Below are 20,067 nucleotides of genomic sequence, written 5' to 3'. Positions count from 1 at the left end.
TGCATCATCGGCGTTTTGGTAATTTCAAGCCGCGCGTTTTCATTCATCTGTCGGTGGATATTCAAACTGAAATACGGCATTATCTTGCGCTGCGCAGATGCATCATCATGTTCAACAAATGACTTCTTGCGCCAGCGGTAAGGCGCGGAAAGCTATTTTTAAAACTTCGGCGACGACATGCAATGAAAAAATTTTGGGCATTCATTTCTATCGGCCTCGCGGCAATCGGCTCTACTTTGGCGCTGGTTTATTTCATACGTCTGGATAGTTTTGCATTTGCATGGGCTCTGAATTTTCTGTTGATGATCTGGGTTTCCGCACTTATCGAGATAATGAAGAGCCCGCTTCAATCGTCTTACTTTGATGAAAAAACCTGGGAACGACGAGGGAAAATTTACGAATATCTGGGCATCAATTTTTTCAGAAAAATGCTGGTGTTAATTGGATGGGAAAAGGTCATCAGAAAATCGACGCCTATCGAAAAAAACGCCTCGGCTTTAGTAGTCTTGTACCATCAGACTAAAAAATCAGAACTCGGTCATTTCGTTATTTTCTTTATCGTGCTGGCCTTTAACATTGTTGTCGCGATGCGATTTGGTTTGATGAAATCAATGTGGCTGTTTGGTTTAAATATCTTACTGAATCTCTACCCTGTGATTTTGCAACGATACAACCGGCCAAGAATTGCGCGGGTAATCAATATGCGGCAACGAAAATGAGCAAGTCTCTAGGGTGCGTACCTCCGTAGGGTGTGCATAACGCAAACCACCTGATATCTGTGCGGCTTGTGGCATGTTTTTGTGCTACGAGACGCGTATTCATTGCGGTTTCGTTTTTACGGATATTGACGAATTGTCGATTTCTGGGCACGCGATGATTTTATTTCTCACACCTTTCTCATGCCTAAAACCGCCGTTCAAATATCTCTGTCGGCACGCATTTTTCACCGTGAATAGTTTTCGTCATCGGCCTGTTTTGACCGCATCATGGCCGTATAGTGAGCCGCATTGCACGTGGGGAACATGGCGATGCATGTCAAAACTTGAAGCCAATCGTTCTTCATTTTCGTGGCTTTTATATCGTACGAGATTACCCTTGCTTCATACATTTCAACACAGCGTCGTCAATGATCGAATCTTTTTTCACACATTCCTTTAATTTTTTTGTAGGCACGATTGTCGTTGAAGTATTTTTTTCGGCAGCAAGCCAGGTGTGATAGCGGGGTGTTATCTTGCCTTTGACTGGATGCCAAAATTCTATGGGTAGCGAAACAATGACGCCATTCGTGTTTTTTTGTAAGTGGAAATGCAAATGGGGTTCCGTAGAAAAACCGCTATTCCCCGATAGCCCAATGAACATGCCAGCTTCAATTCGTTGCCCCGGAAAGACGTGAGACGAATATTGTTTCAGGTGCGCATAGTCAGCCCAAGTGCCATCGTCATGAAGAATCCGCACGAGGTTTGCCTTATCCATAAACTCAGGCTTCGCCAGTCCATTATCTGCAAATTGGTTTACATTTTCGATGACATAACCAGATCTGGCCGCAACAATCGGCGTACCGATAGGCATGACGAGATCGATGGCATTTTTATTTGAACTGCATTGTGAGAAAAAATCGGTCCATCTGGTGCCTGACTAACGAAAACTGGCTGCTCTGAAATAAAAGGCAATCTGTATTTCGCAGTCGGATCATGCTGTGCAACTGGCGAGCCAATCACATAATTAAATTTATAAAAAAACTCGTATCTCTGCTGCTTATTGAAAGCGGAAATTTCGACTAACTCCAGCGTTTGTCCGGGTGCAATATAGCGCACTATCGGCCAGCTCGCGCTGGAGGCGATGTTGTTGGAACGAACTAAATTCAGGCTTAAGGTCAGAGGAATACGACTTCGGTTATTCGCAACAACCAGTGTCGAATTCGCTTTTTTGACACTCTCTACTGACACCAGCGTGGTTTGTGAAAAGCCGCAAGAAGACCACAGCCACACGATTAACAACACGCACAATTGAGGATATAAATTTCGAGCGTCTCTCATTGCGAATTTCAGTTCAAAATTATCGTACTGCAGGCCAGATAATTCTCTCTACAAATATCAGTCGTTTAACACCGCCAATAATATTTCACTGCTCCAATGCCAGCAATGTAGCTTAAGGAGCAGTTTTTATACGGACAAAGACTCGATTATTTTTTAAAAATTTCCTTCCGACTTTTAACATTTTCATGTTGTCGGAAGCAAAATACGTAGCCACGTGTCTTTCGTAGCAAAAAAATTAGCTGGATTTCTCAGCAAATCTGCTCCGCGCCACGTGCAATTTTTTATAGCTGTCAATCAAACGCTGGTGACGCTCAAGCCCTTCCAGCTTCATGCTCGTCGGCGTTAAGCCGTAAAAGCGCACGCTGCCATTGACCGATCCGATTGCTGCATCCATACGTTCGTTGCCAAACATGCGGCGGAAATTGGCTTCGTAATCAGCCAGCTCTAAGTCGTCATCCAGCGTGACTTCGAGCACCACGTTCAGCGCCTGATAAAACAGACCGCGTTCGACGCTGTTGTCGTTGTATTGCAGGAAGGCTTGCGTCAACTCCTGCGCGTCTTCGAGTTGCTCTAAGGCGAGATGAATCAGCAGCTTTAATTCCAGCACGGTGAGTTGTCCCCACACCGTATTCTCATCAAATTCGATGCCAATCAGGGTGGCGATATCGCTGTAATCGTCGAGCTCATTATTCTCTAAACGATCAAGCAAGTCTTCAAGTGCATCGTCATCAAGCTGATGTAAATTCAGAATATCTTTGCGGAACAATAGGGCTTTGTTGGTGTTATCCCAGATCAGATCTTCGACGGGGTAGACTTCTGAATAACCCGGCACCAGGATGCGGCAAGCGGTGGCGCCTAACTGGTCGTACACCGCCACGTAGGATTCTTTGCCCATATCTGCAAGGATACCGAACAAGGTGGCGGCTTCGTCGGCATTCGAGTTTTCGCCGTGACCTGAGAAATCCCATTCCACAAATTCGTAGTCGGCTTTGGTACTGAAAAAGCGCCATGACACGACGCCACTGGAGTCGATGAAGTGTTCAACAAAGTTATTCGGCTCCGTCACCGCCTGACTGACGAAAGTCGGTTGCGGTAAATCATTCAGGCCTTCAAAACTACGCCCTTGCAGTAATTCTGTCAGGCTGCGTTCCAACGCAACTTCAAAGCTCGGATGCGCGCCAAACGAAGCAAACACGCCACCGGTGCGCGGGTTCATCAGGGTCACGCACATTACCGGATATTGCCCGCCAAGCGAAGCGTCTTTGACCAGCACTGGAAAGCCTTGTTCTTCCAAACCATGTATGCCAGCCAGGATGCCGGGATACTTTGCCAATACATCTTGCGGCACATCAGGCAAGGCGATTTCGCCTTCGATAATTTCGCGTTTGACAGCGCGTTCAAAAATCTCTGACAAACATTGCACCTTTGCTTCGGCCAGAGTATTACCCGCGCTCATGCCGTTGCTGGCGAACAGGTTTTCGATCAGGTTTGATGGGAAATAAACGGTCGCGCCATCGGATTGACGCACGAATGGTAATGAGCAAATACCGCGTTCGCTGTTACCGGAATTGGTATCGATCAGATGCGAGCCACGCAGTTCTTTATCGGGGTTGTAAATCGCCAGAGTGTAGGCATCCAGTATATCTTTTGGCAGCGCATCTTTTTTGCCCGGCTTGAACCACTTTTCATTCGGGTAATGCACGAAATCTGCATTCGCAATATCTTCACCCCAGAACGAACCGGCGTAAAAATGATTATTACTCAGGCGCTCAATATACTCGCCCAATGCCGATGCCAGGGCGCTTTCTTTGGTCGCGCCTTTGCCATTGGTAAAGCACATCGGTGAATGCGCATCGCGGATATGCAAAGACCACACATTCGGAATGATATTGCGCCACGACGCGATTTCGATTTTGATGCCGAGACCCGCCAACAAACCGGACATATTCGCGATGGTTTGCTCTAAGGGCAAGTCTTTACCGAGAATATAGGTCGCCGCATCCGCATCTGGATTTAAGGTCAGCAAAGCTTGTGCGTCGGCATCAAGACTCTCGACTTCTTCGATCACAAATTGCGGACCTTCCTGCACGACCTTCTTGACGGTGCAACGTTCAATCGAACGCAGAATACCCTGACGATCCTTTTCAGAAATATCAGCAGGCAATTCAACCTGAATTTTGAAAATTTGCGCGTAGCGGTTTTCCGGGTCAACGATATTATTTTGCGACAGGCGGATATTCTCAGTCGGAATATTGCGCGTGTTGCAGTACAACTTCACGAAGTACGCCGCGCACAATGCCGATGAAGCCAGAAAGTAATCGAAAGGCCCTGGCGCTGAGCCATCGCCTTTATAGCGGATAGGCTGATCAGCGATCACCGTGAAATCATCGAACTTGGCTTCGAGGCGAAGCTTATCGAGAAAGTTGACTTTAATTTCCATGAGGAGTGTTCCAAAAAAGCGGCTGAAAGCGCATTAAAAGTAAATCAGGCGCCATTATCCGTTCTTTTAGGGCGGTACGCACTGTGTACTCGTCATCCCCTTGCAATCCGGGTATCTTCGGGACAAAGTCATGACTTGTAATGACAGACAGCAAACCTGTTGTTACGGCCTTAGCGTATACCGGCTCCAGCTTCAAAGAATGCAGACGCAGCCTTCCTGAGATCAAGCTCCGGAAAAAACTGAATGATTAAACTGGGTTATGAGGCAGAAGAAGTAGCGTTATCAGCAGGAATGATGTCGTCCGTTTCGATACGGTCACGCCCATTATTCTTTGCACGATACAGAGCAGCATCGGCCCGAACCAGTAAGTGATCCAAATCATCATCCGCGCTGGTATTGCTGGCAATACCTATACTGAGGGTACAAAGTGGTAAATCAGTTTGCGCATGTTTCAGCGTTGTCTGAATACGTATTGCTATCTGGCGGGCTTCTGCCTGCGTCGTTCCCGGTAATACTACGACAAACTCTTCACCACCAAAACGGGCCATCCGGTCACACGCACGCAACAGCAGACAGGATTTTTCTACAATAAACACCAGCACCTGATCGCCGACGGCATGACCATACTGATCATTGACGCGTTTAAAGTGATCCAGATCTATCGCCAGCACCGTCACTGGAAAGTCTGTCTGGCGGGCGTGTAATTGCAATTGCGCATAATAGGCAACACAACCACGACGGTTGAGCACCCCTGTCAAAGGATCTTCAATTGCACGTTGCTCAAGTACGTCCTTTAAACGACGTGACGCCATGACGAGAAAAACGACGCTTAACAACTGCACCAGTATTGTCGAGGTTGCGAGATAAGTCGTTGTCAGATTACTGGTCTTCAGCAAATTCACGCTCGTACCGCCGAATACCAGAGCAAAACCACCGCGCAACAAAGTCAGAGTAGCGTGAACCAGTAACAGCGCCATAAAAAAATAGCTACTGAAATGCCTTTCGCCGTATAGCCAGACGAGCCGTATCAGTGCGCAGTACATACCAAAAGCAGTCAGCGAATAAATCGCCACACGTATGCTGAAATTGGGCGTCACCACCAACCACCACAGCAAGCCTGCGATGGTGATGCTCCATATAAGCAGAAACAGACGCCAGGTCGGTTTCTGACCGTAGAACAACTGGGTGCCAATCAGAGTCATTCCCTGTCCCCACAGCATCGCGCCATTGAATCCGGGAATCGCAATGTATTCGCTGAGTATCCCTTGCGTCGCAAGTATGGGCAGCGCTATCAATGTCATTAATTGCGCCCACGCCCAATGCCCCACTCCCTGCACTTCCGACTTAAAAGTACGATGCACCGAAAACATGATAGTGCTCATACCTATGCATATGAACGCGCTCATCAAGACTAAGGTGTATAAATCCAGTGGTTTCATCGTGCTCTTATCAATGGAAACAGGCTGTCGTTTTTGTGGGCGCAATTATAGTGGATAAGACTCAAAAAATTTCCTTAATGCAATTTTTTTATTGATCAACCTCCCGCGTCTTCAGCATGGGCGACTTCTGTTGCCCAACAACAGCAGGACCTTCGGAACGCTCTGCATTGCATGAAGTAGCTGACGTGTAAGCCTCTTTTTTGCATCATTGATCATGTCGATTTACACTGGTCTTCTGAGCAAAAATTCTCATAAATAGCACGTAGAAATTCATGACGAAGGAAATCCATGCAAGACTGGTCTGTATTGAAAACACTCTGGGAGCGCCATTGCGACCCGGCTTATAAAACGAGTGCGCGCGAATCCGTCAAATGGGAACAACAGATCCAAGCCTTATACGCCAATCAGATCGCACATCCGGTTGCACTCAGATTTCTTCTGCAAGAACGTCCGACTCTGGAAGAATTCCACGACTGGATCGCATATACCAGCAAGCAGTATGTGTTCACCGAAGACAAGACGGATACTGATGACAATAACTATCGTCTTTCAGCCGAACAACTTACCTTCTGGCAGGAAAACGGTTACCTGATTTTACCCAATATCATCGACAGCGCGGCGTGTACTGCCAGTTGTGATGCAATCTGGGAATACACAGGTGCGACGCTGCAAGATCCGTCGAGCTGGTATCTGCCGCAATGCATACAACATGGTCTGATGCTACCCTTCTACAATCATCCGCAGTTAAACAACAATCGCGCATCAAAACGTATACGTGCTGCCTATGCACAGCTCTACGGTAACGACTCACTCTACAAAACGATAGATCACGTCAGTTTCAATCCGCCGGAAACAGAGCATTTTTCTTTTCGCGGCAGCGCCCTGCACTGGGATGTCAGTATCGCGCAGCCTATACCGGAACGCTATCAGGGATTACTGTATTTAACAGATTGCGGCGAAACCGATGGTGCCTTTCATTGCGTACCTGGTTTTCACCACCAGATCAGAGACTGGCTGGGACAATTCAGCCCAGCAGACAATATCCGGCAAATTGCAGCAGAAACCCTGAAGCCGCGCGCGGTACCTGGAAAGGCGGGCGACTTCCTCATCTGGCATCAGGCCCTGCCCCATTGCGCAACCCCGAATCACGGACTGACACCGCGCATGGTGCAGTACCTGACTTATATTCCGACAAATCATGTGGAACACAGTGTCTGGATGTGAGGTTGGGCAACTTGTGTTTTTTTGCGTTTGTTCTTTGGATGGGGCTTACGGCACATGCCCGGCCTAAAATTAAAAAGACTTTATCGGGCTCTCTTGCGCAATTACTTTGCTACGCTATCAATTCTGGAGATTCCTTTCAGGGACAACGTATTCGTTCTGACCTTGCCGAGCAAAGTTGCTTTTTGCGACTCTTCGGAAATATTGTAGGCGCCTTTAAACCAATCTTTCCATGTACACCATAAATTTCTGAAGGTGATAGAAAATCTGTGCGTTTCATTCTCATCAATTTCAAATTTCGTTGAGTCTTTAATTGTCCCTATATTGTTCCTTACCCATAAAAATCTCGCACCTTCGCCGGCCAACTTGGTAATCGCATCCGACTTGTGCTCTCCGCCCTCCTCTACCACCGTCAGTAGGCTTTTATCTGGCTGTGACTGGTCATGCTGACTTTTATAGCTCTTCATTTTGTTCGCTTTTTCTGTTCCCAACTCTGCCTTTTCGCCTTTGCGATACGACATCGCCTCAACAAAAGTTCGCCCATATTGACCAGGACTATTAACAACCCCTTCTTCAACGCCATTGACGTAGCCGTCTAAGCCCGCAGAGTGTTGATACATGAGGCAAACATAGTTATTGTCACCGTACTCCTGAACATGCCCATGGGTGAATGGATCTATCGTCTTTATGTCAGGCTTGTTCATATCTTTAGCTACCACGGTATAACCACCATTTTTTGCTACGACATCTCTTACTTCTTTCATGGTGTTCCCTGCCACCTGTGCAATCGCAGTTAATGCCTGCGCTTTGCTCTCGACCACTTCTGGCTCTTCATTCCCACCGTGCAGCTTTGCGTCTAATTTGCTTACCTGATCAACGACGGAAAAGGTATCTCCCGTAACATGTAATCCAAGTTTGTTGTAATCTCCGACCGCATCAATTTCTTTTAACTGTACCGCCTTAGCCTGTAATGCCTTCGCCCCCATCACATCCGCTTCTGTTTCCAGCCCCGCATCATCATTGACCGGTATGCCCTCTTTCATTTGTATCGTCGGCCTCACACGTCCCTGTGCTTGCTGGACGACATGCCAGGCTTCATGTGGCAAGTGTTGTTCCTGCCCCGGTGCAACGTGAATATCACTACCTTGAGCATAAGCGAGTGCATTCAGTTGGGCGGGCTGGGATGAGTTGTAATGCACCTTCACATGATCCATGCTCATACCGGAGAGAGATTCGATTCCGGATTTGAGTTGATCCGGCAGGCCGGTATTGTTAGGCCTGGCAGTGACCTGCTCCTGCCTTTGTATGGTGTCGAATTTTCCTTGCAGCAGTTCGTCTTCTTCAACCCGTTGCAATGCGTCAAATCTGCCTTGAAGGGTCGCTGTCCCTGACATAGCCTTTGTTTGGTTTGTCAATTTTTCCTGCATCACTTTGAGTTGCAAAGCTGAATGACTGGAATCTGCCTTTTCTTGCAAGCGCTGCAGCGTTCGCTGCTGTGGTCTTACGTCCGTCATCTGAGCCGCACTCTCATGCCTGAGTTGCGTCGTTTTTGTCTGTTTCCCGGGGAATGTTTGCTCTGCTGCTATTGATGAACGTAAGTGCATCGTAAATCCTTTCGTTTGAACATGATCTGATTGCGCAACGTCTTCTGAAATTCTTGCATCACGACTGATTCACCTGGCCGGATAGCACTGCGGAACTTCATCATCAACACGACAAATTATGCATTACCAATGTATGCTTATTTCGCTAAAATTTCCAAAATATTTACATTTAAGCTACTTTTTAGCTAATATCATCATTTTCCTCACAGCATCTCCACGAAGCGAGGTCAATCATGAATTCCGCAGCGCCATTGCAGCAAACGGGGGCCGACTCACAATCCGAAGTAAGGAGCAAACCTCGTCAACTCAGACTGAACTCAGCAGCACCTGGTCGTGAAACACACAATAAGTTTGCTGACTCAAGGCCACAAACGGCTATCCAACGTCGCCTGCAAGACATAGCCGCCGATAGCCTGCAATCTGCTCAATTGCGAGCCTTGCAGCGCATGGCCGCAGCAAGCGAACGCGCGGTGCAACTCAAAAAAATGGGCTCAACAGCGAGCGGAGCAACACTGCAAAGAGTCGAAGATGAAGAACCCTTACAAGCAAAGTTCACAACGGCGCAACGCGTGGAAGAGGATGAACCGCTGCAAGGCAAATTCAACACCGCACAGCGGGTGGAAGAAGATGAGCCTCTGCAAAATAAGCTGATGACTGCACAAAGAGTCGAAGACGAAGAACTGTTACAAGCGAAATTCCTGCCTGTGCAACGGGTTGAAGAAGACGAACTGCTGCAAGGAAAATTCGACACCATACAAAGGCAGGAGCAGGTCACTGCCAGGCCTAACAATACCGGCCTGCCGGATCAACTCAAATCCGGAATCGAATCTCTTTCCGGTATGAGCATGGATCATGTGAAGGTGCATTACAACTCATCCCAGCCCGCCCAACTGAATGCACTCGCTTATGCACAAGGCAGTGATATTCACGTCGCACCGGGGCAGGAACAACACTTACCACATGAAGCCTGGCATGTCGTTCAGCAAGCACAGGGACGTGTGAGGCCGACGATGCAAATGAAAGAGGGCATACCGGTCAATGATGATGCGGGGCTGGAAACAGAAGCGGATGTGATGGGGGCGAAGGCATTAAAGATTGGCCCGAGTCAAATGGCCGGTAACCATGAAAGTCAAAACAATACCCAACTAAAACAACGCAGAGCTGGTTATTTTAGTCCATCCACCACCGTCCAATTATTATCAGAAAAAAACTTTATAGCTCAGAATATAAGTTATCACGTCGGTGGGGGGGCATTACCGCCAACAACGGGTTGGCGATCAAATGGAGGCGTGGATTGATCCACAAGCCCCGATGCAAGGATCCACTCCAGACACAGGTATTGGTGGAATTTACTTACGCTATGGAGGATTTACTAAAGGTCACCTTCTGAATGCACGACTAGGAGGTGAAGGTGCAGAGTACAATCTGTTCCCGATTACTCCTTCTATGAATGCAATTCACGCAGGAGTTGAAAGTCACGTAAAGTGGATGGTCATGAATCTCGGTACAGAACAAACGATTGGTAATGCAAACGCTATGGGGAGACGTGTGCATTACAGAGTTCACACAGGAGGACTACCGGCAGGAAATCAATTTACTGGAGCGGCTCATGTTAGAGGCTGTAATTTCACGGTGCAGGCAGCTTATACCGATGCCCTCGGGGTCTTAGATGATCCCAATGCGCCCGGAGCATTGAATACGGTAGTCATGGATCAGGATGGTAGCGTGAACGAGGAACTGGTTAACGCAGGATACGGATTAGATCCCGTCACCCATGCAACTGCAGGATACACACTAGCGGCACTGCCTGGCGCACCAGTTTACCCAGCAATGACCCACAATGTAATGCATGCCGGAGTTATTGTTGGTCAAGCAGCACTCCCTTGATTTGATATTGTTATTCGACTGCACTTTGTCATCCGGTAGTTTTCCTGTTTCAGACGTATAAATGCAGACGACAATGCCCGGATTTTTTCATTGTTATCTCTGTCACCGGAGATTCGTCATTTATACGGGGATTTACCGGATGCCGCTTCCGGTACAGAGAAACAGATTTAGCCATGATTAAACTCACGCCGGTAAGCAGTATGAATTTCACCATACTCCTGCCGCTCCTCAGGCAATATCTGGTAACCAATAATCAAATTCATCAAGGTCAGATCAGGCATTTCCCAACCACTGCTGAGGACTGACTGAAACGTCTTTATTTTGCCGTTCTCATCGACCATCCACTTCAGCATCATGTCATCCTGCATCAACTAGCGCAGCGCTACAGAGCATAAAGCCAACATCAGATGAGAATGGTGCCTATGTTAAACTTTTGCCCTCAGCCGCGCGTACCAGCGCACATGGCTTCACAGGACAATCATGACAACTGCAATTCACCAACTTTTCCCTCAGCCTTTATGGCAATGGTTTGAACAAATCTGTGCGATTCCGCACCCATCTAAACACGAAGCTGCACTCAGCGAATTTATCCAGCAATGGGCAAAGCAGCGCGGCTTGCCGGTGGTGGTCGATCATGTCGGCAACCTCATCATCCGCAAGCCAGCCACTGCTGGTATGGAAGACCGTAAAACCGTCGTGATACAGGCGCATCTGGATATGGTGCCGCAGAAGAATGCCGATAAAGTGCATGACTTTGCGACTGATCCTATACAGCCCTGGATCGATGGCGAATGGGTCAAGGCAAGCGGAACAACATTGGGTGCCGACAACGGTATCGGTATGTCATCCGCGTTGGCGATTCTGGGTTCAGATGATATTCGCCACGGCCCGCTGGAAGTGCTGCTGACAGTCGATGAGGAAGCTGGCATGACCGGTGCCTTTGGCTTACAGGCGGGCATGCTGGATGCCGAGATCCTGATCAATACCGATTCGGAACAGGAAGGCGAAATCTACATGGGTTGCGCTGGTGGTGTCGATGCAGAAATCAGCCTTGCTTTGCAATGGCAGCCAGCGCCAGCAGAGCAGCAAGCATTCACGCTCAGTATTGCGGGTCTGAAAGGTGGCCACTCGGGTGTGAATATTCATCTGGGACGCGGCAATGCCAATAAACTGATCGCCCGCTTCCTTGCCGGACATGCAAAGGAACTCGGAATCTCTTTATCTGACATCAAAGGCGGCTCGCTGCGCAATGCGATTCCACGCGAAGCGCAATGCAGCTTTACGATCAGAGCAGATCAGATCGCATTGCTGGAACAACGTGTTGCGCAATATCTGGCACTTTTGCGAGCTGAACTGGCCGTCGTAGAACCCGCATTAACACTGAGCCTGCAAAGTACTGCCTTGCCAGCACAAGTCATGCAAACTGCAACGCAGGCAACACTGATCAATCTGATCAATAGTTGCCCGAACGGCGTGATCCGTATGAGCGATGAAATCACCGGCGTCACCGAAAGCTCGCTGAATGTCGGCGTCATCAGTACCTCACAAGACAAAGTGAGCATCCTGTGCCTGATCCGTTCGCTGATCGATAGCGGTCGTGAAAATATCGAAAGCACTTTGCGATCGCTGAGTGATCTGGCCGGCGCACAAATCGCGTTTTCCGGTTGCTACCCGGGCTGGAAGCCTGATACCAGCTCAGCGGTGATGGCGATTGTCAAAGACACCTACCAAAGCATTTATCACAAAGAACCGGTGATCATGGTGATTCATGCGGGATTGGAATGTGGTCTGTTCAAAAAGCATTATCCTGAACTGGATATGGTTTCCATCGGCCCGACCATCCGTTATCCACACGGTCCCGACGAAATGGTGAATATCGAGACCGTCGGTCAATACTGGACGTTGTTACTGGCGGTACTGGAACGCATCCCGGCAAAATAATCTGCCGCAAATCTGCCGCAACAGACGCATGCCATCCGCCCGGCATGCGTCTGCGTTAACTGGCATCGCTTCGTTTTTTCACCTCCTTATTGATTGTGGCTTGCAGCCGGTTTTCAGGCCAGAAGCCGCATTAAATATAGAAGACGGAGTATCCTCCCATTGCTATTCCATATATCTCCCGCATCTATCCCACAAATTAACCTTCGACGATCCCGCAAATAAGCCAAGCTGTTCGCCTGCGGTATTGTTTTTTTGATTATTTTGCTCCCTACCCTGAGGTTGACGCTTTTTGTGCCGTTAATGTCATTAAGCGGACAGTCGATGGTTTGCGAACCGACTCTGCAATGAACCAGCAACGCGTACTGTTCGAAATACAGTTCAATTTCGCCGGAGGGATATATGCCTGTCTATCCAGTCGATGCCGCCACCGCGGTCGGCAGCACCTCAGCCATCAGCGCAGCCAGCCATGCGCAAATCGCTGCACTGCAAAGACAACTTGCCACATTACAAAAAGAGTTGACTGATGCAGAAAAAACAGCGTCGACCGAAGCATCGCAACGACAAATGCTGCAACTCAGGTTGCAAATTGCTGAAGTTGAACAAAAAATAGCCCGACTGAAATTGGAGCAGTCCCAAGCGCTCAATGAGGCGACAAACAACAGCGCCACCGCCAGTATCCAGGATACCCAGAATGCGACGCCTGCCGTACATCCGACGGAAACGCTGGGCAACCGTATCGATCAGTACATTTAATCTGCCCACAGTCGATTAAAACGATGCAGTAAGAGATCGCGGCAACAACCGGCGGTGTGTCAGCGCATTTGTCTGTGCCGGATAATTCACTGCCTTAAATTTGTTGTATCGACCACATTCCGCCCTGCCCCCCCCCGCAAGAGTCAGCATCCAACTCACTCTTTTCAGCCAGTACGCCTCAGCAGATACCTGCCGTTCTGACTTACAATGACGCTCTTCTTGCTGCATGCCAGCAAACCGTCACAGAAAGAATCCATGAAGCTTTTTTTCAGATTATTGCGGGCCATACTCGGCCCTTTCATGTTGCTCAAAGAACGTCTGAGCAGACCGCAAGGCATCGTCCGCGTTCCTCAAGACCAGGCGAAAGTCGATGCAGCCTGCCAGAAACTGGCCTTGTATCAATTCACGACCTGCCCGTTTTGTATCAAGGTTCGTCAGGAAATGCGCCGACTGTCGCTGACTGTGGAATTTCGCGACGCACAAAATTCAGCGCAACACCGCCAGACCTTACTGACACAGGGTGGCAGCACTAAGGTACCGTGTCTGCGAATCACTGATGACAAGGGCAACGTCCGCTGGTTATACGAATCGGCGGATATCATCCGCTATCTGCGGCAACAGTTTGCCTGATGTAAGAAGTAAGGTACTTGAAGTCTGAATCCCTATAAGGCTTTTCAGCCATTTTGCTGCAAGCTGGCGAATAAAATAAAGGGATGCGGTTTTAAACTCGGTTATTGAAAGAATGATAATGCATATTGCCTGGAATGAATTTACTCCTATCACCTCATTGGCAGGAGGCGTACTGATCGGTCTGGCAGCAGTCATGCTGATGGCCGGGTTGGGCCGCATCGCAGGTATCACAGGCATTGTTGCGGGCTTATTTCATCCTGAGCGTGGAGACTGGGCCTGGCGTGCGTTATTCACGCTGGGCATGATCGCCGCACCACTGATTTATAGTCAGTTTTCTGCGCTGCCGGAAATCACGCTCGATACAGACTGGATTACTTTACTGATCGCCGGACTGTTGGTGGGCATCGGTACCCGCCTCGGCTCCGGTTGTACCAGTGGCCATGGCGTCTGCGGTCTGGCACGCATGTCCCCGCGCTCCGTGATTGCGACGCTTGCTTTTATGAGCAGCGGCTTTCTGACAGTGTATGTGGTGCGTCATCTGTTCTAGGGAAAATGAAAACATGAAAAAACTGCTCACTGCCGCAATCTGTGGACTGATATTCGGTCTGGGGCTGATCCTTGCGGGAATGTCCAATCCGGCAAAAGTACTGGCATTTCTTGATCTGGCAGGCGTATGGAACCCGTCGCTGGCCTTCGTCATGGGAGGCGCCATCGGTGTCGCTATCATCCCGTTCACGCTGTTACGCAGGCGCACGTTTTCATTGCTGGGGGAACCTATGCAGTTCCCGACTATCTCTGTGATTGATCTGCGCCTGATCGGTGGCAGCCTGTTGTTTGGCATAGGCTGGGGCTTGGCTGGTATCTGTCCTGGCCCTGCTGTGGTCTTGCTGGGCGCTGGCGTCGCCAAAGGTGCGGCATTTTTACTGGCAATGATTGGCGGTATGTTGCTGGTTGACGGCTTCGATAAAAATAGAAAGACGTCCTGAAAGCAAACGGTTTGCTGAGAAATTTCATACAAAAAGGCCTGCAAATTGTGCAGGCCTTTTTTTAAGCTGACATAGTGAGCTGACAAACAGAGATCAGGCAACAGGCAATCGCACCCTGATCCTACAGGTCTCCACACAAGCAGGGATTATTCGATCTTGAGCTTCTGCACACCGCCAGAGGCGCGCTTTTTCGGTAACGTCAGACTCAGGACACCGTTATCATATTTTGCACTTGCCGACGAAGCCTCGATTTCAACCGGCAATTGAAAACTACGTGACACTTCGCCGAAATAACGTTCACTGCGCAGCACTTTGTCGTCTTTCCGGCTGCTGTCTTCTTGCTTAATTTCAGCGCGCAAGGTCACGACATTGCCATCCAGAGAAACGTGTATATCGTCCTTAGGAACACCCGGCACCTCGGCTTGTACAGTGTAGGCATCATCATTTTCCTTGACGTCGATCTTAATTTGCGACGGGCTGGGAAGCGGATCGCCGTGCAGTGGCCGGACATAAAAAGCAGGACTTAAATCACGGAAAAAATCATCAAAGAAGCCACTGCCACGCGGTGTTAGTGCACCCATATTTCTCTCCTTTTTGCGTCATTACCATCGTATTTGCAAGTTACTTGAAAAAATGTGTCTGCGACATTTTCAGACAACATCCGCCCTGACTACGTTAATAAGATAGGAATAAACTGTGCAAATGACAAGCCCGGACCATTTTTGTTTTGATCTGTCTCAAACGCCGGGATCAGTCAATTCCGGTCAGATCTGTATATAAAAACTGGAATCAACCGTAGCAAGAATTTTCAGATCAAATCAGATCAATATGCACATCACGCCTGCGACACCGGCGGTATCCGTGTAGGATATTGGCTGTATAGCTTTTTGTAGAGAATTTCTTTTGTCACACACTGAATCAGATGCCGGAGGTCACTTCGGTGACATTACCGGTACCATTCCAGAACAAGGCCAACCCGTTTTTGAACCACGTCTTTGGCGCGATAAAGGCTGGACGGCAAAAGTCATTAAAAACGATGACGATGAAGGGTGGGCCGTCGCGATGTTCAAAGATGGTGAACCTGAACCGGCACTGGTTGGCCCCTGGACGATGGGGCGAGACAAAAAAAATCCTAAGCCGCTGGATGCCAATGCATTTGGGACACTGGTAAAAACAGCATCCGAAGTGATCCGCCGCCATGAACAACAATTACACGCGTTGCTGCACAAACATCTGCTAGTCAGCACAGATGAAGCGGACTATAAAGTCATGCTCGATATTGTGCCGGATGAAGATGATCCGTATGCATATCTGAGTGCGTGGAATAGCGACGGCGCAGAACTGGCGAAAGTGAAAGTGGCAGCGAACTTCAGGCTGGACAGAAAAAATGCCTTACAGTGGATAGAAAATGAATTTCGCCGGCCTGATTAAGCTGAACCAGAAACAGCCATACATTCTGCTGCAAGCTTTTTCTGAGACACTGTGCCGCTGATGCTTAATGTCAATTTTGCGACTTGCCTGCACTGAACAGCTCTGCAGCCAGATTCTCATGCTTCCCTGATTCTTTCCCTGATGTCTGATGCGCTTGCCAGGCCATTTTGGTGCCAGCAAGCGCATGGATACTGAGAGATGGAAACCGCACTCAAATAGTTTCTGAATTTATGCCGATTGCAGACTGCCGTTGATGATTCTGACGCGATCGCCAGATTGCCATCCTGGCTGTGCCGATGGATGAAAGGTACGGACATGTCCGTTTTCCATTCTGACGCGTACCTCATACACGGTCGTGGTACGGGTACGTTTTTCAATCGCGTTACCGGCAAAACCACCGCCAACCGCCCCCGCCACCGTTGCCAGTTTGCGACCATCGCCACCGCCGACCTGATTACCCAGTACACCACCCAGCAGAGCGCCGGCAACCGCACCAACACCGCTACCCTGAGATGCCTGCTGCTCAATTGTCCGTACCGATTCGACGACGCCGCAATTATCGCAAACGGCAGGCTTACGCTCTGCTGTTGTTATAGCACCTGCATTATCGTAGCCAGCAGAACGGGACGCTGGTTTAACTGCACTTTGCGGCTGATATTCTGACGACAATGCGGCCTGATTATTCGTGCCGGCATCTTTTGCCGCAACACTATTTGCGTTGTCCGGTACGGTCTTGCTGTTAGAGTTCGGCAGTACGCCGGTCATCGCAGCAACACCAATCAGACTGACCAGCATCACAGATACTGCAGCACCGGCAACGAGTGGATGAATACGTTTATTTGTTTGATTATCTGACATAGCTCGGATCCATTAAAAAATTAAAACAGCAGTATGGATATCTCAACGAAGTATGTGTGTATGAAGTTGACCCAGCTGCTGTATCAATCGTAAGCACATGTAACAACAGCAGGTCAGTCACATCAAGAGGGACGTGTAAGAAATTCTGTGTGTGCGGGGCCGGGTTTTAGTTAATCGCGTTGGTGAAGCGTTCGCCAAACATGATGGCAAACTGATTGGCCGCCAGCTTCCAAGTGCGCTCTGTGCCGCACAGCTCCCCTCAGCCTAAACAACACGCCGCTTCCCAGCGGTGTGATGCCATCATCTAGCAAATCAACATCCGGCTCAAGACGGCGTTGGCTTTACGCTTACATTATTTTGGTCATCCGCAGCTTTTAATTGCGCCAACTCCTGGTCACGGCTCTTTTCAATTATCGCAATATCGTTGAGTAGCCGCTGCAATGCGAGCCCCGAGGCCGCCCGGTTTGCTCCAACCTTAACATCGTCCAGTAGCGTCTCGATTTTTTTCAATGAGATAACATCCCCGCTATGTTCGACTACCTGCTGTGCCCCACAGTAGCTGCACTTATAAAGATTTGCAGACTCTTCCACTTCGACAGCGGCTCCGCAGCATGCACATATCAATGAAAAAACTTTCATTTGTTGTCCCGTGACGTTATTCGATTAATTGTTTTTAGATAGTTCATCGCCGTTTGATGGGCAGCACGAATGTTTAGACGTTTTATCCTATGGAGATTTTTCGTTTAATGCTACCGCGAGTTCATTAGCCAAATACCTTGATGTAAATAAAGCGATTACGTCAACGGCTCCAAAGTCTCGTTCGAGTTCATTTTTTCGAACGGGATGATTCCCAATACGAAATATTCTCTTTGTTAGGGTGTTCTGCTGCGGTTTCAATTGATATACGCCCCACGTGCGCGGTACTGTATATGACCCCACATACTCTATAGACAGGTCATTTATTGCACTCTGTAGGATAGAGTTAGCTTTGGCGGAGGTGCGGAGTTTTTTCATTTTTCGACTTTTCTTTCGGATTCGATCAGCGTGCGAGTATCTTCTCGTGCTGGCACATAAACTGAATAGTTCGCAAAAGTGGGAATTGTTCAGAAACGGCCTCCTTCTCAATGCGCTTAGTTCGCAAATCAGCGGTTATATCCAACAAAAGATCTGACATCAGCATCACGCGCCCACCACCAATTTTTGGATAGTTAGCTCGGCTTCCCAATCCGAACAAGGCGATCTGGTCTATATCAATTGGAACATCAAGTCCGTCAAATAACTTTGGGATGAATTTGCGCCCTGCACCAAATTTTTTTGAGTAACGTTCTTCCCTTTTGTTCCAAGAGTTGGCGTCCATTGATGGTCCAATATGAACCAAATGCTTCAACCCTGGGTGGAATGCAACAACGTCCAGTTCACACTCGTATCCGCCGCCGATTCTCTTCCCAACATGCACATTCCGACGAACAAAATACCCGCGATACTCATGCCATTCGGCGACCAGCTGTTCCAAGTGGTTCAAAGTATTTTTCCTTTGGTGTTTCTATAAATCGATCGCCAACAATACCCGCGCTCTCTACTATTGCAAATCAGGGAGTAGAAAAAGCGCATTGTTCTCGTCCAACAGCTGATTTAGTTCAACTCGCTCAAATATTGAAGTCCCCTGCAGACGCTTAAGCACGTTGGTGTACACGGTGGCTCCAATCAAGTCTGCGCCGTTGCTTGTAGGGGATCGAATCAATCGCACGAAATCGTCTTTTGTGAACTCGTCAAACAATGGTAAAAATGTACGGTTTAATACATCATTGGCGGAATTGAAGCTACGCACCTTAAAAATAAGTTGCAACACCCTCTCTTTTGCTGGGGACTTGAGACCAAATGTGTTAATTGCTATAGCAAGCTCTTCGAGGTTAAGTGTCGCGATTTTCTCTTGCACGATTGGCGCGAGTTCAGCAGTCAGCGCTAACGTCGCTAAACCAGGAAGAACTAACTGATTTGGAGTGTTCCGGATATATTGCGCGAGCTTGTCGCGGGCAGGCTGAAGGAGCAAGCCCCAGTAGGAAGTGATCGCTGTCACCAGAGCTGCGACAGCCGAAAGTTCGGCGTCTGTTGCGTCTTGAAAGACTCGATTGATCTGTTTTGCGACTCGTGTCTCACCTTGAGGACGATACATCTCAATTATTGCATTTAGCGCTGAACTAGCTTGAGGTTTCCAATATAAGGGGCTCGATTCTTTAAAAAATTCGAATATTGTCATGTCCACGAAACTGTTTATCAGAGCATCACTTGCCCGCCCGAGCGCAGAGGCTCTAAGTTGGGTCACTGCAAATGCATGGTCTTGTGGAAAATAATTCGAACTTATTAAAGTCAACAGTCGTGCTAACTGCGCTTTCCCCTGCAACGGGGGCTGAGCCAACACATGAGAAATGGAATTTGTTAAGTGCAGGCGAGCTTGCTCCGCAGACGGTCTATACGGCTCCCCAAGAGCCTGTATTTGAGCTGATTGATTTCCAACTTGACTTGCGATGCATCAGTTATCCTGCGTACCGACTTTCCAAAATTGCGATTCAATTTAAAAATGGGCTTCAACGTAATGATGAAATTTAGTGATCGTTTTTTTTCAAAACCGAATCGGTGACACCGCAGAAAAGTCTCCAAATAGCAATTAAAGGCGCGAAAAAACCTCGCGGCGTCTCCTTCGCAGCTGAAATAAAACCATCTAAAAATTCTTTCATTTTGTTGGCTCCCCTATCGCTAAGTACGTTGAGTAAACTATAGCTATCTAAATCAAATGAGTCCACTAGCATTCGAGCAACGCCAATTTGGAAGTTAAGTGTTGCC

General features: G+C 48.4%; 22 protein-coding genes. 11 read left to right on the top strand and 11 right to left on the bottom strand.

The features are described from left to right. Window positions 1-182 precede the first annotated feature (182 nt). Window positions 183-719, top strand: coding sequence for a hypothetical protein (locus tag ACPAOP_RS16540; protein ID WP_423708755.1), 537 nt, complete (start codon window positions 183-185; stop codon window positions 717-719). Between the two features lie 370 nt (window positions 720-1,089). Here the strand turns inward: ACPAOP_RS16540 and ACPAOP_RS16535 are convergent, their stop codons facing one another. The 3 genes from ACPAOP_RS16535 to ACPAOP_RS16525 form a co-directional block, all read right to left on the bottom strand. Further along, window positions 1,090-1,581, bottom strand: a complete 492-nt coding sequence (locus ACPAOP_RS16535) for a M23 family metallopeptidase (protein ID WP_423710034.1) — start codon at window positions 1,579-1,581, stop codon at window positions 1,090-1,092. Window positions 1,582-2,271: 690 nt separating this feature from the next. Next, a complete protein-coding gene (locus tag ACPAOP_RS16530; RefSeq protein WP_423708754.1) occupies window positions 2,272-4,476 on the bottom strand; it encodes an OsmC domain/YcaO domain-containing protein in 2,205 nt (734 codons plus the stop codon). Between the two features lie 257 nt (window positions 4,477-4,733). Continuing rightward, the gene (locus ACPAOP_RS16525) at window positions 4,734-5,915 is read right to left on the bottom strand and encodes a GGDEF domain-containing protein (protein ID WP_423708753.1); all 1,182 of its coding nucleotides are present in this window, start codon (window positions 5,913-5,915) and stop codon (window positions 4,734-4,736) included. Window positions 5,916-6,203: 288 nt separating this feature from the next. Here ACPAOP_RS16525 and ACPAOP_RS16520 point away from each other — a divergent pair, with 288 nt between their 5' ends. Next, window positions 6,204-7,139, top strand: a complete 936-nt coding sequence (locus ACPAOP_RS16520) for a phytanoyl-CoA dioxygenase family protein (protein ID WP_423708752.1) — start codon at window positions 6,204-6,206, stop codon at window positions 7,137-7,139. A 101-nt stretch (window positions 7,140-7,240) separates the two neighbouring features. Here the strand turns inward: ACPAOP_RS16520 and ACPAOP_RS16515 are convergent, their stop codons facing one another. Beyond that, window positions 7,241-8,740 carry a DUF4157 domain-containing protein gene (locus ACPAOP_RS16515; RefSeq protein WP_423708751.1) on the bottom strand — a complete coding sequence of 500 codons (1,500 nt, stop codon included), beginning with the start codon at window positions 8,738-8,740 and terminating at the stop codon, window positions 7,241-7,243. 233 nt (window positions 8,741-8,973) lie between these two features. Between ACPAOP_RS16515 and ACPAOP_RS16510 the strand changes: the two genes are divergently transcribed. Both ACPAOP_RS16510 and ACPAOP_RS16505 read left to right on the top strand, forming a co-directional pair. Then, window positions 8,974-10,038, top strand: a complete 1,065-nt coding sequence (locus ACPAOP_RS16510) for a DUF4157 domain-containing protein (protein WP_423708750.1) — start codon at window positions 8,974-8,976, stop codon at window positions 10,036-10,038. Between the two features lie 13 nt (window positions 10,039-10,051). After that, window positions 10,052-10,627, top strand: coding sequence for a hypothetical protein (locus tag ACPAOP_RS16505; RefSeq protein ID WP_423708749.1), 576 nt, complete (start codon window positions 10,052-10,054; stop codon window positions 10,625-10,627). A 167-nt stretch (window positions 10,628-10,794) separates the two neighbouring features. Here ACPAOP_RS16505 and ACPAOP_RS16500 read toward each other — a convergent pair whose 3' ends face one another. Next, window positions 10,795-10,983 (bottom strand): hypothetical protein, encoded by a 189-nt coding sequence (locus ACPAOP_RS16500; protein WP_423708748.1) that lies wholly within the window; start codon window positions 10,981-10,983, stop codon window positions 10,795-10,797. A gap of 124 nt (window positions 10,984-11,107) precedes the next feature. On the opposite strand from ACPAOP_RS16500, the gene ACPAOP_RS16495 reads away from it, so the two are divergent. The 5 genes from ACPAOP_RS16495 to ACPAOP_RS16475 all read left to right on the top strand — a co-directional run bounded on the left by ACPAOP_RS16495 (window position 11,108) and on the right by ACPAOP_RS16475 (window position 14,937). Then, entirely contained in the window at window positions 11,108-12,568 is a 1,461-nt protein-coding gene (locus ACPAOP_RS16495) for an aminoacyl-histidine dipeptidase (protein ID WP_423708747.1), read from the top strand. Window positions 12,569-12,967: 399 nt separating this feature from the next. Further along, window positions 12,968-13,321 carry a hypothetical protein gene (locus tag ACPAOP_RS16490; protein ID WP_423680106.1) on the top strand — a complete coding sequence of 118 codons (354 nt, stop codon included), beginning with the start codon at window positions 12,968-12,970 and terminating at the stop codon, window positions 13,319-13,321. Window positions 13,322-13,576: 255 nt separating this feature from the next. Beyond that, entirely contained in the window at window positions 13,577-13,951 is a 375-nt protein-coding gene (locus ACPAOP_RS16485; protein WP_423708746.1) for a glutathione S-transferase N-terminal domain-containing protein, read from the top strand. A gap of 118 nt (window positions 13,952-14,069) precedes the next feature. Next, window positions 14,070-14,498, top strand: a complete 429-nt coding sequence (locus ACPAOP_RS16480) for a YeeE/YedE family protein (protein ID WP_423708745.1) — start codon at window positions 14,070-14,072, stop codon at window positions 14,496-14,498. A gap of 13 nt (window positions 14,499-14,511) precedes the next feature. Continuing rightward, window positions 14,512-14,937 carry a DUF6691 family protein gene (locus tag ACPAOP_RS16475; protein ID WP_423708744.1) on the top strand — a complete coding sequence of 142 codons (426 nt, stop codon included), beginning with the start codon at window positions 14,512-14,514 and terminating at the stop codon, window positions 14,935-14,937. A 146-nt stretch (window positions 14,938-15,083) separates the two neighbouring features. Here ACPAOP_RS16475 and ACPAOP_RS16470 read toward each other — a convergent pair whose 3' ends face one another. Continuing rightward, window positions 15,084-15,518 carry an Hsp20/alpha crystallin family protein gene (locus tag ACPAOP_RS16470; RefSeq protein WP_423708743.1) on the bottom strand — a complete coding sequence of 145 codons (435 nt, stop codon included), beginning with the start codon at window positions 15,516-15,518 and terminating at the stop codon, window positions 15,084-15,086. Window positions 15,519-15,882: 364 nt separating this feature from the next. Between ACPAOP_RS16470 and ACPAOP_RS16465 the strand changes: the two genes are divergently transcribed. Continuing rightward, window positions 15,883-16,368 carry a hypothetical protein gene (locus tag ACPAOP_RS16465; protein WP_423710033.1) on the top strand — a complete coding sequence of 162 codons (486 nt, stop codon included), beginning with the start codon at window positions 15,883-15,885 and terminating at the stop codon, window positions 16,366-16,368. 228 nt (window positions 16,369-16,596) lie between these two features. Here the strand turns inward: ACPAOP_RS16465 and ACPAOP_RS16460 are convergent, their stop codons facing one another. The 4 genes from ACPAOP_RS16460 to ACPAOP_RS16445 all read right to left on the bottom strand — a co-directional run bounded on the left by ACPAOP_RS16460 (window position 16,597) and on the right by ACPAOP_RS16445 (window position 19,483). Then, window positions 16,597-17,226, bottom strand: a complete 630-nt coding sequence (locus tag ACPAOP_RS16460) for a glycine zipper 2TM domain-containing protein (protein ID WP_423708742.1) — start codon at window positions 17,224-17,226, stop codon at window positions 16,597-16,599. A gap of 324 nt (window positions 17,227-17,550) precedes the next feature. Then, window positions 17,551-17,865 carry a hypothetical protein gene (locus ACPAOP_RS16455; protein WP_423708741.1) on the bottom strand — a complete coding sequence of 105 codons (315 nt, stop codon included), beginning with the start codon at window positions 17,863-17,865 and terminating at the stop codon, window positions 17,551-17,553. A gap of 400 nt (window positions 17,866-18,265) precedes the next feature. Next, window positions 18,266-18,748, bottom strand: a complete 483-nt coding sequence (locus tag ACPAOP_RS16450) for a hypothetical protein (RefSeq protein WP_423680267.1) — start codon at window positions 18,746-18,748, stop codon at window positions 18,266-18,268. A gap of 57 nt (window positions 18,749-18,805) precedes the next feature. Beyond that, window positions 18,806-19,483, bottom strand: coding sequence for a hypothetical protein (locus ACPAOP_RS16445; RefSeq protein WP_423708740.1), 678 nt, complete (start codon window positions 19,481-19,483; stop codon window positions 18,806-18,808). Between the two features lie 83 nt (window positions 19,484-19,566). Between ACPAOP_RS16445 and ACPAOP_RS16440 the strand changes: the two genes are divergently transcribed. Beyond that, window positions 19,567-19,833, top strand: coding sequence for a hypothetical protein (locus ACPAOP_RS16440; protein ID WP_423708739.1), 267 nt, complete (start codon window positions 19,567-19,569; stop codon window positions 19,831-19,833). Here the strand turns inward: ACPAOP_RS16440 and ACPAOP_RS16435 are convergent. Continuing rightward, window positions 19,830-19,961 (bottom strand): hypothetical protein, encoded by a 132-nt coding sequence (locus tag ACPAOP_RS16435; protein WP_255423076.1) that lies wholly within the window; start codon window positions 19,959-19,961, stop codon window positions 19,830-19,832. The genes ACPAOP_RS16440 and ACPAOP_RS16435 overlap by 4 nt on opposite strands. Between the last annotated feature and the right edge of the window lie 106 nt (window positions 19,962-20,067).

Source organism: Undibacterium sp. WLX3042 (assembly GCF_049544825.1).
Lineage (GTDB): Bacteria > Pseudomonadota > Gammaproteobacteria > Burkholderiales > Burkholderiaceae_D > Undibacterium.
The sequence above is the reverse complement of the archived record's forward strand: the minus strand, read 5'-3'. Positions and strand labels throughout refer to the sequence as shown.